Origin of the sequence: Zobellia galactanivorans, from assembly GCF_000973105.1 — a bacterium.
GTDB classification, from domain to species: Bacteria; Bacteroidota; Bacteroidia; order Flavobacteriales; family Flavobacteriaceae; genus Zobellia; species Zobellia galactanivorans.
Genome location: NC_015844.1, coordinates 551,045 through 567,160, shown reverse-complemented (window position 1 = coordinate 567,160; position 16,116 = coordinate 551,045). Strand labels below are relative to the sequence as shown.

The window sequence follows — 16,116 nt, the reverse complement described above, 5'->3', positions numbered from 1 at the left end:
TTACTATAATAAATACTATTTCGCAAATCGTTCCTCGTCATCGGGTATAACTTAATCATTCTCTTAGGTCCGGAATATCGATTAAGCTTAATAGGCCTTTGCTATATTGCCATAGGCCTTGCTCCAAAGCTTTTTTGCTAACTACAGTTAGTGCGCCGCTTATTGATTTTGTCTCCTCTTTTTCTAAATTGGAAACCCCTATTAAATAATGAACGATAATATCGTCTTTATGCCATATGTAAGCTTGGGTTTTATCTCCATCGGAATACACAAGTTTACCCTTTCCGTAATTTTTTGTTAATTGGGCCAATAGGTCATTGGATTTGTTAGAACCGCTGACAACACCTTTATAGCCTTTTAAATAATCGTCTATAACACCCAATTCTACGCCTTCATCAAATTTAATACTGGCGTAGGATACCCCTTTTTCTTTTGCATTGATAAAATAATTCCAAATCCTATTATCCGCATCGGTGGGATAACTGTTCTCAATGGTAAGGGAAGCAATTATGGGAGCAACGTTTTCTTCAAAGCCGATTTTGGAAAAGTCTATGATGTTTTGGTTACCGCATCCCATAAAAAACAACAGGGGTATCAATCTCAGGTACATGTTTTTGGTTTTAGGGTTTTAGTCAGTTTTAATTTCGAAAGTACAAGAATTACCAGTACACTGTAATCTGTAAAAAAAGGACATCCAATAAATATAATTTTAATCCCTTATATCCGGCATTTTAACTTTATCTAGATATGGCTTGTAAATTGGCCATTGACCTTTCTTTAATGCACTTGTCTTTAGTATTATTAGCATACCTTGTTCAGCCTCTTTGGCAGTACCTTCTGATGTACTAAACTTATTGAACTCGATTATTTTATTATCGCTTTCCCAAATATAGTACTGGGTTCCTTTGAAATTATAAATGAGTTTTCCAATCCCATATTTCTGTTCTAGGGCAGCAAGAAGTTCTTGGGTATTTTCAGTTGAAGAGGTGCTACATCGAAAACCGATGGGTTTATCATTTACTGTTCTTATTTCGACTATATCATCTCCTAATTGTATGCCGTTATAGGTAATTTGATTTTCTTTTGGGGAAATAAAATAACTATAAATTATGTTGTTTCTATTTTCCTCCAGATGGTCAAGTGGCTCGATTCTCGCAAATTTGAAGTCCGATTTAAGGTTGATTTCTCTTTTTTCTTCAATTTTGAACGATGAAATGGTTTTTTCAAAATTAGCATCAAAGTTTATGTTTGCCAGATTAAGATTATTTGAGCAACTAGAGCAAGAAAACAATATTACTAGGCTCATGAATTTTATTATGCGCATATTTGAGTTTCTTAATTTAAGTAGTAATCTTTTTTTCCAATGCGATTGTAGAGTTCCTTCCCAATTAACAGGGCGGCTTTTGTACAGAACCAAAACGAGTAACAAGTCTCTTTCTTGATTAAACATCAGGGAACTGTCTTAAAATAATGCCCGCCTCTTGGTAGGCATGTGCCCGTTTTTCCCGATCCCGTTTCCATTATAACCGTTCCATCCTGTTTTTAGTATGCTCAGGGAGCGAGCGTTGTAGGGTTTGCTTTGTTCGTAACCTTTCCGACACCTAAAAAACAAAAGCTATTTAATACTTTAAATTAAATAGCTTTTGTGATGGGGTGCTGTATATTATAGTCTTAGGTTTATTCTAATAAAATCAAAATAAATTCAGTTTTTTATCCTTGATGTTATTTTCTGATAATCTCGAATTCGTCCTTGCCGATGGGCTTATGAATAAAGAAATTATAATACCAATAATCGGTATCCGTTTCGGCGATTAGGCATTCACCCTTAAATTTTTCCACTCGCTCTATGGTGGCCAATTTGCCATTCGCATAAATTTTCATTACATAATCCTTCGGGTTTATTGGCCACATGTTCCCCTGACAGTCGTTTAGTAGTTCATTTTTTCGTTCGGAAGAGCTATACCAGTTTAAGTTGTCTTCGTCATAGGTGCAGATTCTTATTTCTGCGTCTTTGTTTTCGTTCATTTCCAAGTAACCCTCTACATCTCCATTATGAAGCTTATCTTTTATTTCCTCAAAAAAACCGAAGACCTCTTTCTCCAGTTCCTCCCTGTCCATCGATCTAAGGTCTTGGCTGTTGCTCCAGCCCTCCAGCTCATAGGGTAGGTCGGTAATCTCAATATTCCATTCTTGTTCTATCATTGGGATTTTAATATTTGGTATCGTCAAGGGCAGTTCTTGAAGTACTTTATAGTTTTTGACCCTGCCCATATCCGGTTCTGTCTGCTTTTCATAAGAGACGAGCTTTAGAAAACTGTTTTTTAAATCGTTATTGGATACAGTTTCTCCGGAACCATCAGTAGGGGCAAGAAACCTAGCTTTTAACGAGTGGCTACCATTGGATAAAAGGTAGGGGTTGATATCGATGCCCATAATTTTTCTTGACATGGAATATTCCTTGGCAAGTGGTATATCGTTCAGATAGAGTTCAAAAGGAACATCTATTTGTAGGGATATGGCATAAAATAGTTCTTTAGTGTCCATGGAGTATTGTTTTTCCGTCTTTTTGATAGTGCTATCAGCTTTTTTCTTGTCTTGTGGCTTGCAATTTACCGCGCAGAGCAACAGTAATAATAATATATGTTTCATTTCTCAGAATTTGAACAGTTCTATTTCGGGTCCCGATAGCCCGGTACCTACTATCAAACCTATATAATAATTTATTTTTACCGCACCAAAGGTCGATAAAATTATCCCGTCGACTACTTTTTGAACGCCCTCGATGGCCTTTCCGGTCAAGAATCAATCTACTCTGTAATAATCGGTCGGGACCAAAGTGACTTCGTCCTCGTTCATAAACCTGAAATCTAATAGAAACTGGATTTCGTTGGGGCTATCATCATCGTCGTAGCACCATTGTATATATGCGCGTAGTTTTTTTTGCAGATATAATCTCATCCTCAGGGTGGTTTGGTCTATAGGGAGGGTCGTTGAGAATTCATATTCCCTGTCCCGGTAGGGGATGGTTAGGTAAATGATGGATTTAAACCGGGTGAAATCTTTCTGTTTATGGAAGGTGTCTCTAAACTTGAAATCACTGGTCCCCCCCGCTGGCGCTCGTTTGCAACGAGTGCCGTCCCAGTTATTTTTTATTCTAGAAACCAATATCGTCAATTGTTAATATAGTATGATCCTCTGCAAAGTTTTTAGCGCTACTATATTTCCAACCTATTGAATTACTAACAAAATCAGTAATAATACTTTCTAATATACAGTAGCAAAAGAAACAAAATATGCAGTTGTTGGATTATGAAATTTGTATTTTCTGCTCATTGTTTAAAAATACGAAAACCTATCTGGAAATATAGGTAGGTTTTATTGTTTAGCGTTATTTGTATAGCATACGGCTTACTCTGTAGGGCACTCGTTGCAAACGAGCGCTAGCGGGGGTTTTGATTTAGTGCCAGTGTATTCTTTTCTGAAATCTAAAGGAGTCTCCATGATTTCAAAAGGCAAATAACCTGCTAAAAAAGCATTTTTTTTTCTTTGAGTAGGGTAGGTTTTGTGGGTTATTTTTCTATCAAAGCTAGATTTTAATTCTTCCATTTTTTAATTTATTGTGGTACCACAGGTTTCCATTCGCCATGGCGTTCTACATTTTCTGCGGATTGCCATATGCGGTGTACTCGGTTTCCTTTTTGATCGGTTTCGATGATGTCTTTCCAATGTTTGTCCCGTTCTTTTTGCCACTTGTGTTTATACTCGCGTGTAGGTATAAAGCTTCTGAAAATAGGAGGGGGGAAACCTTCTTCCTTTCTGCGTTTATAATCTGCTTTACGGTATGCATCAAAAGCATTGCCAGGTGGCAGTGGTCTGTTTTTGTCCATATACCATATTAAAAAGGAAAGTTCTTGAAAGTAATTACCACCAAAATGGAAAGTATAAAAAGTACCTACTTTATTTGGACGAATAGCATTTAAACGATCAGGAGAGGGAGACCCTGCAGCTCCACCCGCATATATTAATCTAATATTTTGCAAAGGCATGGTTATAGCTTTAGCCCATAGAACTCCAGAAAAAGTGATTACTGAACTTTTCCTGTTCAGAATAAGAAGTTTTTGTGGAATTGTTATCATATAAATAATAACACTAAATAATACTAATGAAGAGATAATAAACATTATCAATTCTGAAGTGTCCCAAAAATGTTCTTTATACCATATTAATAAAGAACTAATCATTAAAAAAATGGATATTGCTCCAAAAATAATGGGTCCTAAATATTTAGATTCCTTCCTTACAAGAAAAGTATTATTACATAATATGTAATTGTGTTTTGATTTAGAACCAGTGTATTCTTTTCTGAAATCTAAAGGAGTCTCCATGATTTCAAAAGGCAAATAACCTGCTAAAAAAGCATTTTTTTTTCTTTGAGTAGGGTAGGTTTTGTGGGTTATTTTTCTATCAAAGCTAGATTTTAATTCTTCCATTTTTTAATTTATTGTGGTACCACGGGTTTCCATTCACCATGGCGTTCTACATTTTCTGCGGATTGCCATATGCGGTGTACTCGGTTTCCTTTTTCGTCGGTTTCGATGATGTCTTTCCAATGTTTGTCCCGTTCTTTTTGCCACTTGTGTTTATACTCGCGTGTAGGTATAAAGCTTCTGAAAATAGGAGGGGGAAAACCTTCTTCCTTTCTGCGTTTATAATCCGCTTTACGGTACTCATCAAAAGCGTCACCAGGTGGCAATGGTCTGTTTTTGTCCATATACCATATTAAAAAGGAAAGTTCTTGCAAATAACTACCCCCTAAATTTGTCATATATCCAAATTGTTTTTTAGTAGGTCTTATGATAATCAACCTTGCCGGTCCCGGTGAACCACTGGCCCCGGAAGTATAACCTATTCGTAATTTTTCTACGGCCATGGTAAAAGGCTTGCCGTAGGTAAAAGCTGGAAAAGAGACCAGACCATCTCTACGATTTAAAATCATTTCCTTATCTGGTACTGTATAATAATAAACGATACAAGAAATAAGTAGTAAAACACTAAGAGCAAAAAGAAATATCTCAGTCATATCCCAATTATTTGTCGTAATCAAGACAGCAATTGATCTAAAAAGAAAAAATAAGGCAATTATAGAAAAAATCAAGGGCACAAGAAATTTTGGTTCTTCACTTACTAAAACTTCATGATTTGCTACTCTATATTTTTTTTTTGAGTCTTTACCAACCGACTCTAAAGTCTTTGACATTGGGGTTTCAGAAATTTCAAAAGGTAGATACCCCGCCCAAAAAGCATTTTTCTTTCTTTTCTTTATGTAGGAAGTGTGGGTAAGTTTTTTATTGAAGTAGTCTTTTACTTTTACCATGTATCATGATTTAAAAGTTCGTTTAAAGGTAAATTTTTAAGATTTTCTTCTTGATCAGAATTCTCTAGCATTATCTCCGTATTGGTCAACTTTATTCTTGCGCCCATATAGCGTTCCTCACCTTTCAACTTATAGGGGAAGTAGAGCTCGGCCTCCGGATCTATTTTTAGGCGAAGTGCAAAAAGAACCTTGGATTTTTTAATAATAAGTGGCTTTTGTAAATCTGGGATATTGGATTTTATAAAACCTTGCTGTTTATCAAAATACTATGGTTTTTTGATCGAGACAAACAACATTTCAAAGTCTTCACTTTCTGGAGGTTCATACAGACTTCCATCTTCATTTGTTTGGGAATATATAATGCGCCCGTCATTGAAAATGAATTTTACATATCGGTTGGCTACAGGGGTTTTTGTTTCTGGTTTCAAATAGGTGGTTTCTTCCCAGTCGTTATGAATTTGTGGGTCATACCATGTTGATCCTTCTTCTCTTTCGAATTTTTCGGTATACTGCTCATCTGTCCAGTATTGCTCCCGTTCTTTTTGTTGTTCAGGGGTGGCTTCTGGGGTAGGGACATAGCTTTTGTACAGGGGAGGGGGGAAGCCTTCGGCCTTCCGCCTTAAAAAGTCCCTTTCCCTATAGGGGTCAAAGGCATCCCCCGGTGGTAGGGGACGGTTTCTGTCCATATACCATACGTAGAATGATAATAATTCATCAAATTTAGTAATATGACCATATAATTTAGCTCCTTTAAGAAGATAGTCAGGATGTTTTACGGCTAATACCATGTCTAAATTGCCAGAGGACCCTCCAGTCCCAACCCACCCAAATCTACCTTTACTAAATTCTATTGTAAATCCCTTTTTCCACATGAATCCAGGTACACTTAATGTACCTTGATATCTCTTAAGAATAATATCTTTGCTGGGAATGGTGAAATAATATATTATTCCAAGAATTAATAGTGAAAATAATCCCAAAGTGATAAATAGACTTCCTAAACTTGAAAACATATCATCTGGTCCTAAGAAAAATAGAAATAATAATATTAGAAAGGGAACTATAATTAAACCTTGGGGAGAGGATTGTGCATCACTAATAATAATAACAGTGCAATCATCAGCTTTTTTAAAGATTTTATTATTTATTAATTTACTTTTAACAGCTGAAGGTTTTACAGAAATTTCTAAATCCAAGTGACCTTTCAGGAATTCTTTAATTCTTTTCCACTTAGATTTTAAAAAAGTTACTTTTTCCATGCAATCCCTGGTTTTAGGTTGTCCAACTTATTTATTCGCAAATTACTATGGTAGGTGTGGTTTATATTGGTAATGTTCAAACTTCCTATGGTTTCTGTTTACATGTTCATCCCCAATTAACAGGGTTGCTTTTATACAAATCTAGGTTAATTTGACCTCCTTCCATTTTTAGATGCCGGTGCGGTTTGGACCACTATGCCATTTAAAACATTTTTAACTTCTTCCGCACCTACACTTTGTGATGATAATCCTATTTGACTCATTTTAGACTATTTTATTACCGTTGTAGATATATATTTTTTCGGGCCTTGACAAGCTCTATGGTCCGGGTATCGTTTTTCAGGTAAACCTTGATTTCGGAGTTGTATTTATCGACTTCCACTATAAACTGGGCCTGGACCTTGTTCTCTTGCTCGAAAATATGTTGGAAGGCCTCAAAGGTTTCCGTTTCGTCCAGTTCTATAGTGGCGCCATAAGCCGTGTCCCCTGCATACCAAGTCGGTTTTATATATTTCGGGCCCCCCTGTAAGCTTCCCTTAAAACCGAACTGTTTAAAAGTAGAATAATAATCTTAATTTTAAACAGTATTATGAGGAAGAGTAGATTTTCACCCACGCAGATCGCAAAGATTTTAAAGGAGTTCGATAATGGCAAGACCGTTGCGGATATAACCCGTGAACACGGTGTGAGTTCGGCCGCTTTCTACAAGTGGCATTCGAAGTATGCCGGAATGAGCGGCAAGGAGCTCAGGCGCATAAAGGAACTGGAAGAAGAGAACCGAAAGCTCAAGCAGATGTACGCCAACTTGGCTTTGGACCATCAAATGGCGAAGGAGATCATCGAAAAAAAGCTCTGAAGCCTTGCCGTAAGCGCAGTATCGCCAAAGAACTTGTTCATTACGGTATCAGCAGGGCGTGCCGTGTCCTAAATATGAGCAAGAGCGTCTATTATTACAAACCTTTGCCGAAGGACGACACCGAAATAGAGGATGCCTTGCGGCAAAAGGCAAAAGAACATTCGGAGGAAGGCTTCTGGAAGGCCTACGACCGTTTGCGCAATGAAGGGAAGCCATGGAACCATAAACGGGTCCACCGTGTGTACAAGGCCCTTGGACTTCCTTTGAGAAGAAAAGTAAAGAAACGTTTGCCCGCAAGGGTGAAAGAGCCCTTAGAGGTGCCTGATGGACTTAACCACACATGGAGTATGGACTTTGTGACCGATGTCCTGGAAAACAAGAGACGCTTCAGGTCGTTCAACGTCATCGATGATTTTAATCGAGAAGCACTTCATATAGAAGTCGACTTTTCCTTGACCAGCAATCGCGTTGTCTGGGTGCTCAACCATCTCATCAATAGGAAAGGGAAGCCGAAGAAGATAAGAATGGACAACGGCCCTGAGTTCATTGCCCACATAACCAATGATTGGAGCCAGATGCACGGGATAGAGTTCAAATATATCCAACCGGGCAAGCCGACCCAAAATGCTTTTGTGGAAAGGTTCAACGGAAGCTGCAGACGTGGGGTGCTGAACAAATATATCTTTGAAAACCTAGACCAAGTAAGGGAACGGACACAGATCTGGATCAACGATTATAACCATCATAGGCCCCACGATGCCTTAGGTAGAATACCGCCCGTAAAATACGCGGAACTTAATTCTTTTGGGGCTAGCCCCAAAAGAATTAAAAACAATAACTTTAATGAAGTTTTAGAAAACTAAGCAGTTCTAATTATGGGAAGCTTACAGTTCACCTTTTTGCCCTTGGCCACCACATTCTTGATCTCTGCCGTATAGGTGCGAATAACGGGTTCGCCGTTAAGCTCTAATAAAGATGCGTAAGATGTTTGGGTCTTTGGCATTAAATGGTTTTATGATATTCTGTTATGCTTAATCCGATGTGAACATTTTAACTTCCGCCTTTTCTATTACAATGGTATCATTGGAACTCTCTAGGCTGATTTTCAAACTACGATTGTATTTATCGATTTCCAAAACTAATTCGGCCTGTGTTGTTTCAGGATTTTTATATATCGTTTTAAAGGCGTTCCAGATTTCTTCTTCATCAAATTTTATTTTAGAGCCGTATCGATTATTGTTTTTATCTTTCCAATGAAAATAAAAACTTTTAGAAGGAGGGTACTCCTTATATTCATTTAGAATGGGGTTATCCGAACGCACTTTATAACTTTCACCGTTATAAAATTTATTTGAGAAATCTTGAAGAACTCCGTCATCCTTGTGCTTAAAAGTAGGCTTCCAAAGAAAGGATTGCCTGTATTCAGTCCATTTACCTATGGGAATACCTTCTTGGGCTATGACTTTTTTGGTCTCATCTGAAAATTCATTTTTTCTGTTTTGTACATATTCATCAAGGCTAATTTTTGCAGAAGGCTTAAAATCTCCCATGGCTACTTCTGTTTTTATAGCTTGGTAATGCCCTATTTCAATACTAGTACCTGCCCCCATAATAAAAACAGATACAGCGCCTCCTGGGGCTAAACATACTATTAGGTTGTTATAAGTTTTATGTTTTCCGTGCTCGTTTATATATCCTTTTTCAAATAGTTCTGTTATTTTATCTGTGGGCAAATTAAAATCTCCAAAATAAAATTGATTTTCGGTATACGAAATCCAAATAATTTTCAACTTGTTGGGAACGGGCTTAAAATCCGGTCCGGTGACCCAAGTAGAGCCAGAGTTGCCCCAACCGTTGGAAACCACACCACCATTCGGAATCATAAAATATTCATCATCCTCGGTAATAAACCCCCCTTGATAAATTCCTATAGGGTAATGCTCTGGGGCACATTCCGTGGGTCGCCATTCAAATGTTTTCATAGTGGAATTAGTGGTTTGCTGATTATTATTTTTGTTTGGTTTACAGCAGAAGCCAATAAGAACAAGACCAATTAGACTTATTCTTTTGAGTGCTGAAAGCTTGTTTCTATCTAAATTCATTATCCGTCATTTTCTTCGCGTTCTCTGGTCAAATAACTATCTCTTGGATGGTGTGGAGGGTACCAAACCCCTTTAATTTTAATTTTTTGGCTATAATGCGCCGACGAATGTATATAGTTTGCTCGTATGGCCCTAAGCATTTTTACATCTTTGGGATTATCAAAGCGCATAGGTGCCGCATTTTTATAAATATGTTGATCCAAACGAGCTTTAATAGCCTTTAAATTGACCGTATAGTTGGTGTTGTCAGGTAATTTAACGCTTGTATCCTCGTTTATATCGTAATCTTCTTTTATCATGGTATCGTTAAAACATTTAATTTTGGAATTTGCATATTCTACCATAATATGTAGGGGTATAAAACTATAGCTTTGAGAACATACAGTTCTATTAACGACGAGTGCATGGTTGGGACGTACATGTTCATTTTTGCCAACAGTGAGTTTACCCTTATTGATATAGATTTCATCTGGAGAGTACCAGCTATCCTTAATTAGCTGGTCTCGCATATCCCTGGCAGCTTTATAGATCCACTGTGTACGTTTTTCATCCATTGAAATAGTACCTTCTCGTATCACTAAATGATTTTCATGATCGTTATTGGTATAGCCTCCTCCAATATCGGAATGTACTCCTGGTATATATTTTTCGACGCCTTTTGATCCTGCACTTTTAATATTGGTAATTACAAAATTTTCCCTATGTTCATCTTGTGCTACTAAATGAAACGTATGTTTTGCTTTACGAACCGCATCTAAATCTAGTTGAAAGGTGTCAAAAACATGTTCTATGCCATATGAAGCAACGGTCTCATAAAGTCCGGCAAAACGAACTTCTAATAAGAGTGGTTGTTCAACTTCATTGGCTTTTAATTCTTCTCCTAGCTTACCATAGGCAGTAATTAATTTTCTAGTTCGTACATGTCCTCTTCCGTATATTTTACGGGTAATTTTATATATAAAATGCCGCGCTGCCGCAGCACCACGACTAAAACCAAAGACATCGATACGGAGGATCTTTATTTTTTCAGCTTCACTACGGTCTAGTAGATCTTTTATTTTTATTGCTGCCTGTTCACATGCTTTTTCTACTTTGCCTGGGATACCTGTAGGGCCTTCCCCCAAGCCTTTACCCTTTTCATCATCCGCACCATAATTGATAGTGCCAATGCCCTCTATATAGATACTTGTTTGTAACTCTTCTCCAGATTCTTTTTTTACATAAGCAGGTTCCATACGCGCAACATTGGAGAGGTCATTATCATAACTACCCGTATCATCATCAGCATTATTGCTTTTTATTTCTCTATATTTTCTACCTTCCCAAGTAGTATTACCTGCTTTTTCAAACGCTAATCTAGCTTTGGTATTTTTGGCATTATTTAAAGTACCATCAAAAAAAACACCTATTGTAATGTCTATGCTCTCTTCAGGTATTGATTCTTCATATGTAGAATCACCAACATTAACCGGTGCCGTTTGTACCTTTATGCCACTTAGCATATTTTTTGCTCCTTCTTCGCCAGCAGAAGTTGCCGTTAATCCTATTTGACACATACCTAATTATTCTTGCTTATATATTTCTCTAATTCTTTAAATACTTCCACAGAATTTGTTTTAGAGGTAAGAAATATTCTTGTTTTACTATTGTATTTAAATGACCTAAGTTAGTTACTACTCCCCGTACTCAATAGAATCACCACTTGCAATGGTGATCTTACCTCCGGCATTGGTTTTTATCTCCCCACTGGCATCCGTAGTAATTTCTTGGGCCTCCTGTTTGAAGGTGCTGCTGATCCTTAACGGCACTCGTTATAAACGATCGCTAGTGGGGGGGAGTATAATAAACAGTAAAAATCCTGATTCAATTTTTTTTTTGTTAACGTATAACTTCTAGTGGTGCTCCCGGTTTTGGGCGATGGAGAAAGATGTTAAAAACTTCTTCATATTCATCTTTAATATCTGCAATTAGAGGAGATTCATGATTCATATTCTCAAGACTTACTAACTTGCCTTTTCCATATAAACAAAGATGGTAATTTGTTAAAGGTCTCATATTGTTTTTACTGTCTATGATTCTATTTGTTAACCTTTCTAAATCATCATTTTTTACATCTTTATCAGCAAAAAAAGAATCAAATTTTTCTATATTTTTTTTAGATAACTCTTTTAAATACTTAGAATAATTACCCTCATTAATTATGCTACGTATTTCTTGGTATTTTTGGAGGGTTTCATTTAATAAGTCATCTTTGTTTTCTTTTGAAAGGTCTACAGATTCACTCCAACCCATATGTTGATAAGGTACTTTAGCCTCAAACTTCCAGACTGCAATCATACTTGGTTGATTTGGTACAAAGTTTTTGAATTTGAACGTATGTAACAAGGTCTTCTTTTGTTCACTATAAGAGGTTAATCCATTTTCATACAAATATATTTTTGCCTCAAAATATTCTACGTCTAATTTGTTCACCTCGTTTTTACCTCGATTAGGTAGCAATTTAATTTTTATTTCTTGTGTTCCACTTGACAGGATTAAATCATTAATTGGCAGTTCATGGTCTGTTGAGCCTTCTTCGTAATCTTTTTCTAATACAACATCGTTTATATAACTTTCGTAAGGATTGCCTGAAGTTATTTTTAAACTATATAAAGGTTTAGTTTCATATGCTATGGTTTGCTTCGTTTTCGTGATTGTTTTTATTTTACCGTTCGTCCCGCTATTACAATTTAGGGGGAGTGTAATTAAAATTAAAGCCGTTTTTAAAATCAGTGTGTTCATATTTTTAATTTCCTTCAAATGTCATGCTTATTATTTTCGATATATGACCAATGGTTAACTTGATGGGCCTGGTTTTTTGGGCTATAGCCTTTTTCTCTTATTGCCAGTATGTATTAAATCTATTTTATTGTCCCGATTAAAATTGGGCTTGCCGATATTTTAAAATAACGATCGGTTTTCCCCTTTGTTCTTTGTTTTGTTGAACCGGCTTGTGATACCCGGCCCCAATACCCGGCCGCAAATACGATTCATTCCAGACCAGCCATTTCTTGTATGTTTTTGTGGTAAACCTTGTACAGGCGGGAGTGATTGTTCAGCACAAAAATGAGGTTGACCGTGATGATAGATATAAAAACAAGGAACAACTTTATTCCCGAGGTTTCATCTTGGCATAGGATACCTATGGTAAAGCCACTCATCAACCATGTCAAAACAAAATATAATAGTCCTAGGGAATTCATTTTCCCGGTTGTATCCTGCTTGAACAGTTTCAATAGTAGCCAATAGGGAATATATAATAATAGAATACCGCCATAGGCCATAAGCTTAATACTGCCGATGTTACTGTTTATGCTTTTTAAAATATCGAAATACTCAAAACTGAACTCCACCGTATCGTTTTTCTTTTTCGGATATCTGCAATAGTTCCTTGTTTCCATATCCCATGGGTTTGGCCAATAGCAAAGCGGGAAATTCCTTGATGCCTATATTGTACAGGTTGACGCTGTCGTTGTAAAGCTCCCTGCGGTCGGCCAAGTGGTCTTCGAGTTCCGACACCCTTTTTTGTAGGGAGAGGAAGGAGGCATTGGCCTTTACATCGGGATAGTTCTCTGAAACCGCCATGATATGGGCAAAGGCCTTGTCCAGTTCATTGGCGGCCTTTACCTTGTTCTCGTTATTGGAAGCGTTCAAATACCTCGTCCTCAATTCGGTGACCTTGGTGAGCAGGCCTTCCTCGTATTCCATGTACTTTTGACGATTTTTACGAGCTCGGGTATTTCATCTGCACGTTGTTTTAAAAGGACGTCGATATTGGCGAAGTTCTTGTCGACGTTCTGGTTCAGTATCACAAGGCGGTTGTAGATCTTGATGCCGCTGGAAACGATGTAAACCAAAATCAGGGCCAGTACTATGATTAAGATTATGCTGTTCATATATTTATATGTTAAAAATCATATTTAAAGAGCTGTTCCGGTTCTGATTTAAAAAAGCGAAAAAAAGCTTATCACGATTTTTTCGCCGTCTATATTGATGTTACAGAGCAGAACAATACTGATGATTGCTATTAAAAATATAAAATGTCTTATAAAGGAATGATATAAAGGGGTCGATTGGTTATATTGATAAACATAATCCAAGGGTGCGATGGCGAAGACATTTTTCGTTGTGTCTTTTTCAATGAACACCTGCCCGCCCTTGTTGGTCGCCTTACCTATCAAGAGTACGTCCATGCCTTCTTTTAATAAAAATTGCTGATAACGTCTGCCCTTGGATTCATAGCTGTGTTCCGATTCGGGAAGATCCAATAGGCTTATGTCCCCTCCCTTAATGGTTACTGTGCCCGTATCATCGGTTATTTGAAAGGTATTGCATTGGGTCTCCGTTAAAATATTGTCATAACGTATCCTGCCTTTTTTGTCCGTTCGGATTACATCGATTTTATAGATATAGCCGATGCAGGGCACTTTTTTTATTTTGGAGATTAGGGGTTTTAGCATAACGGTTTTCCCGGAAACCTCTACCAGGCCCATGGCCATGGACCGTATCTTTGAAGAGGGCAGTAGGGTCTGTAAGTCATAAAAGGTATCGCTTTTAGAGGGAGTTAGGGTGCTTAGGACCAGAATAAGCACTATTGAGGCTATTAAGCCATAGGGGCCGGCCATTATGGATATCGGGACAATGGCCCCTACGGTAAGTAACCATGCTACGGTAGATAGTTGCACCTTGTTCTTTAGTATGCCATAAATGGGAGCAACAATGATCAAAAAAAGAAGAATGGCGCAATCGATCCATATAGCCGTGGGCGCATAACCGGGGTCGTACAGTACGGTGAGGGTCATTAATACCAGGGGAAGGGCAAAAAGTGGCCAGACATGTTTTGCCTTTAGCTTGAATAAGGATTTCAAAATAAAATAATAGGCCACACCAAACACTATCGAAGAAAAGGTCATGATAGCTATGATCAATGCATCTACTTTGTCCCAATAAAAAAGATTCAAGGCATTTTATTTTGGTGTAAAAAGGTTTGAAAACTTGGCCCAATAAAACGAAAGCTATTTAATTAAATAGCTTTTGAGGGTGGGTTTTGATAAGGTCTGTCTTTTTAGTCTGAATGGTACTCTTTACAAATGAGACAGTAAAAGTCTATACAAACAAATTTATCTACTTATTACCGTATGACTTCTAATCTGTCAGATTCTTTTGGTTTGTGTAAAAATAAAGGAATTTGATATTGTGTCTTTTCAGTTTTGTTTTCAAAAAACAACGCTGGTTCAAGGTTTGGTTGTTGAAGGGAAATGACCTTTTCGTCTCCATAAAGAAACAAGCTTACGTTTTTTGATATAGGGGCTATTTGCATTTCTGGGTCATTTAAAAATGAAACAAGTTCTTCCCACTCACTATCGGTTTCCGCTTGAGAAGAGTAAATACTGGTATCCACTTCTTTAAGCTTTGTTAAGTAAATTTTCTTATAAGCCACGAAGTCCTTTTCCTTTAAGATATTATGAATATTACTATAAAAAGCTAATACTTCATTCGTTAGTGATTGGTTTATTTGAAAAATGCTTGAGTCGGACCAACCTTTCAATAAATAAGGGACAGTGACTTTAAAATTAGTTTTATATTCAAAAAAGGGCATAGGCTTATCGAATAAGGGAGTCTGGAAAACAAGTACCTCTGTTGGCATCCTACTTGGATCGGAAGCATCGTTAACAAGAATTGAAATTTGTAATTTTGAATGCTCGGTTAGACTACTTTGGCTGTTCTGTGGCCAAAGTTTTAATGAAATACCTTGATTCCCTGATTTTAATATTAAATGGTTTATAGGGTATTGGGTAGAAATCATACCCGTATCCACATAACTGAAAACAGGCATGTCATTAATCCGTATTTCAAAATTGCAGGAAGTGCTGGAAAATTTTATTTTGTAAAAGGGTTTGTCCATTGCTTGATTATTCTCTTAAATCTGGCATTTTTATTTGCTTTAGCATACTCGTGTATAAAGGGCAGGTTCCCTTTAATAATTCATTCGCATCTACCATTACCAATGAGGAACCTAACCAATCAACTCTATTTCCATCTTTATCTTCATTGGTGTATATTATCGTTGAATATCTAATAAATTTATTGTCAATTTTCCAAATGTAGATTTGACTACCATTATTGTCCTCTCCAAAAATAAGTTTTCCCTTACCATATTTTTTTTCCAAATAATCAAATAGCATATTTGTTGACTCAGCGTCGTAAATGTCCATATGATAATAAGCGATTATATTATCAATTGTCCGAAACATAAGCTCATTTGGGATTATATTATTATATGTAACCTTATTGTTTGAGGGATCAATATATATATCTTTGATTATTCGTCCTTTGTTCCTTTCAACCTCACCACTATCTTCAATCTTTAAAAATTTATAGTCTAGTAAAAGGTCTATGGATTTAGTGTTTTTAATGTTTAAAAATTCTGAAAAATCATTAATGTTTTCAGTAAGCGTTAAGTTTTCTAAATCCATAGTTTGATTA

20 protein-coding genes are annotated in these 16,116 nt (G+C 36.8%); 1 reads left to right on the top strand and 19 read right to left on the bottom strand.

Features of this window, described 5'->3' with window-relative positions:
* Nucleotides 1-55 precede the first annotated feature (55 nt).
* The 8 genes from ZOBGAL_RS02005 to ZOBGAL_RS22535 form a co-directional block, all read right to left on the bottom strand.
* Complete coding sequence (locus tag ZOBGAL_RS02005; RefSeq protein WP_013991823.1) at nucleotides 56-610, bottom strand: hypothetical protein; 555 nt, start codon at nucleotides 608-610, stop codon at nucleotides 56-58.
* 99 nt (nucleotides 611-709) lie between these two features.
* Nucleotides 710-1,306 carry a hypothetical protein gene (locus tag ZOBGAL_RS02000; protein WP_148560683.1) on the bottom strand — a complete coding sequence of 199 codons (597 nt, stop codon included), beginning with the start codon at nucleotides 1,304-1,306 and terminating at the stop codon, nucleotides 710-712.
* A 416-nt stretch (nucleotides 1,307-1,722) separates the two neighbouring features.
* Nucleotides 1,723-2,649: a hypothetical protein gene (locus ZOBGAL_RS01995; protein WP_013991821.1), complete on the bottom strand. Its 927-nt coding sequence runs from the start codon at nucleotides 2,647-2,649 to the stop codon at nucleotides 1,723-1,725.
* A 153-nt stretch (nucleotides 2,650-2,802) separates the two neighbouring features.
* Entirely contained in the window at nucleotides 2,803-2,958 is a 156-nt protein-coding gene (locus tag ZOBGAL_RS23485) for a hypothetical protein (protein WP_158499708.1), read from the bottom strand.
* Nucleotides 2,959-3,408: 450 nt separating this feature from the next.
* On the bottom strand, nucleotides 3,409-3,606 hold the full coding sequence (locus ZOBGAL_RS23270) for a hypothetical protein (RefSeq protein WP_148560682.1): 198 nt from the start codon (nucleotides 3,604-3,606) through the stop codon (nucleotides 3,409-3,411).
* Nucleotides 3,607-3,614: 8 nt separating this feature from the next.
* Complete coding sequence (locus tag ZOBGAL_RS22540) at nucleotides 3,615-4,490, bottom strand: hypothetical protein (protein WP_013991818.1); 876 nt, start codon at nucleotides 4,488-4,490, stop codon at nucleotides 3,615-3,617.
* Nucleotides 4,491-4,498: 8 nt separating this feature from the next.
* Entirely contained in the window at nucleotides 4,499-5,374 is an 876-nt protein-coding gene (locus ZOBGAL_RS01980) for a hypothetical protein (protein WP_013991817.1), read from the bottom strand.
* A gap of 266 nt (nucleotides 5,375-5,640) precedes the next feature.
* Nucleotides 5,641-6,633: a hypothetical protein gene (locus ZOBGAL_RS22535; RefSeq protein WP_013991815.1), complete on the bottom strand. Its 993-nt coding sequence runs from the start codon at nucleotides 6,631-6,633 to the stop codon at nucleotides 5,641-5,643.
* A 589-nt stretch (nucleotides 6,634-7,222) separates the two neighbouring features.
* On the opposite strand from ZOBGAL_RS22535, the gene ZOBGAL_RS01965 reads away from it, so the two are divergent.
* Nucleotides 7,223-8,352 (top strand): IS3 family transposase gene (locus ZOBGAL_RS01965; RefSeq protein WP_148560681.1). Its coding sequence is split into 2 segments (ribosomal slippage): nucleotides 7,223-7,484 and nucleotides 7,484-8,352, totalling 1,131 coding nucleotides; the frame shifts between segments, so codons are not numbered across the junction.
* Here the strand turns inward: ZOBGAL_RS01965 and ZOBGAL_RS23480 are convergent.
* The 11 genes from ZOBGAL_RS23480 to ZOBGAL_RS01925 all read right to left on the bottom strand — a co-directional run bounded on the left by ZOBGAL_RS23480 (nucleotide 8,349) and on the right by ZOBGAL_RS01925 (nucleotide 16,106).
* Entirely contained in the window at nucleotides 8,349-8,492 is a 144-nt protein-coding gene (locus ZOBGAL_RS23480) for a hypothetical protein (protein ID WP_013991809.1), read from the bottom strand. The two genes, ZOBGAL_RS01965 and ZOBGAL_RS23480, sit on opposite strands and share 4 nt — an antisense overlap.
* A 28-nt stretch (nucleotides 8,493-8,520) precedes the next feature.
* Entirely contained in the window at nucleotides 8,521-9,591 is a 1,071-nt protein-coding gene (locus tag ZOBGAL_RS01960) for a DUF2931 family protein (RefSeq protein WP_013991808.1), read from the bottom strand.
* Entirely contained in the window at nucleotides 9,591-11,147 is a 1,557-nt protein-coding gene (locus ZOBGAL_RS01955) for a T6SS phospholipase effector Tle1-like catalytic domain-containing protein (RefSeq protein WP_013991807.1), read from the bottom strand. The genes ZOBGAL_RS01960 and ZOBGAL_RS01955 overlap by 1 nt, the downstream gene beginning before the upstream one ends.
* A gap of 117 nt (nucleotides 11,148-11,264) precedes the next feature.
* The gene (locus ZOBGAL_RS23880) at nucleotides 11,265-11,399 is read right to left on the bottom strand and encodes a hypothetical protein (protein WP_013991806.1); all 135 of its coding nucleotides are present in this window, start codon (nucleotides 11,397-11,399) and stop codon (nucleotides 11,265-11,267) included.
* A gap of 70 nt (nucleotides 11,400-11,469) precedes the next feature.
* Nucleotides 11,470-12,372 (bottom strand): hypothetical protein, encoded by a 903-nt coding sequence (locus ZOBGAL_RS01950; protein ID WP_013991805.1) that lies wholly within the window; start codon nucleotides 12,370-12,372, stop codon nucleotides 11,470-11,472.
* A 248-nt stretch (nucleotides 12,373-12,620) separates the two neighbouring features.
* Nucleotides 12,621-13,031 (bottom strand): hypothetical protein, encoded by a 411-nt coding sequence (locus ZOBGAL_RS01945; RefSeq protein ID WP_013991803.1) that lies wholly within the window; start codon nucleotides 13,029-13,031, stop codon nucleotides 12,621-12,623.
* Nucleotides 12,967-13,338: a LemA family protein gene (locus ZOBGAL_RS01940; RefSeq protein ID WP_013991802.1), complete on the bottom strand. Its 372-nt coding sequence runs from the start codon at nucleotides 13,336-13,338 to the stop codon at nucleotides 12,967-12,969. The genes ZOBGAL_RS01945 and ZOBGAL_RS01940 overlap by 65 nt, the downstream gene beginning before the upstream one ends.
* Nucleotides 13,296-13,526, bottom strand: a complete 231-nt coding sequence (locus ZOBGAL_RS23770) for a LemA family protein (protein WP_013991801.1) — start codon at nucleotides 13,524-13,526, stop codon at nucleotides 13,296-13,298. Before ZOBGAL_RS23770 ends, ZOBGAL_RS01940 begins: the two co-directional genes overlap by 43 nt.
* 48 nt (nucleotides 13,527-13,574) lie before the next feature.
* The gene (locus ZOBGAL_RS01935) at nucleotides 13,575-14,591 is read right to left on the bottom strand and encodes a hypothetical protein (RefSeq protein ID WP_013991800.1); all 1,017 of its coding nucleotides are present in this window, start codon (nucleotides 14,589-14,591) and stop codon (nucleotides 13,575-13,577) included.
* Between the two features lie 170 nt (nucleotides 14,592-14,761).
* Nucleotides 14,762-15,535 (bottom strand): hypothetical protein, encoded by a 774-nt coding sequence (locus tag ZOBGAL_RS01930; RefSeq protein ID WP_013991799.1) that lies wholly within the window; start codon nucleotides 15,533-15,535, stop codon nucleotides 14,762-14,764.
* A gap of 7 nt (nucleotides 15,536-15,542) precedes the next feature.
* Complete coding sequence (locus ZOBGAL_RS01925) at nucleotides 15,543-16,106, bottom strand: hypothetical protein (RefSeq protein WP_046287289.1); 564 nt, start codon at nucleotides 16,104-16,106, stop codon at nucleotides 15,543-15,545.
* Nucleotides 16,107-16,116 lie beyond the last annotated feature (10 nt).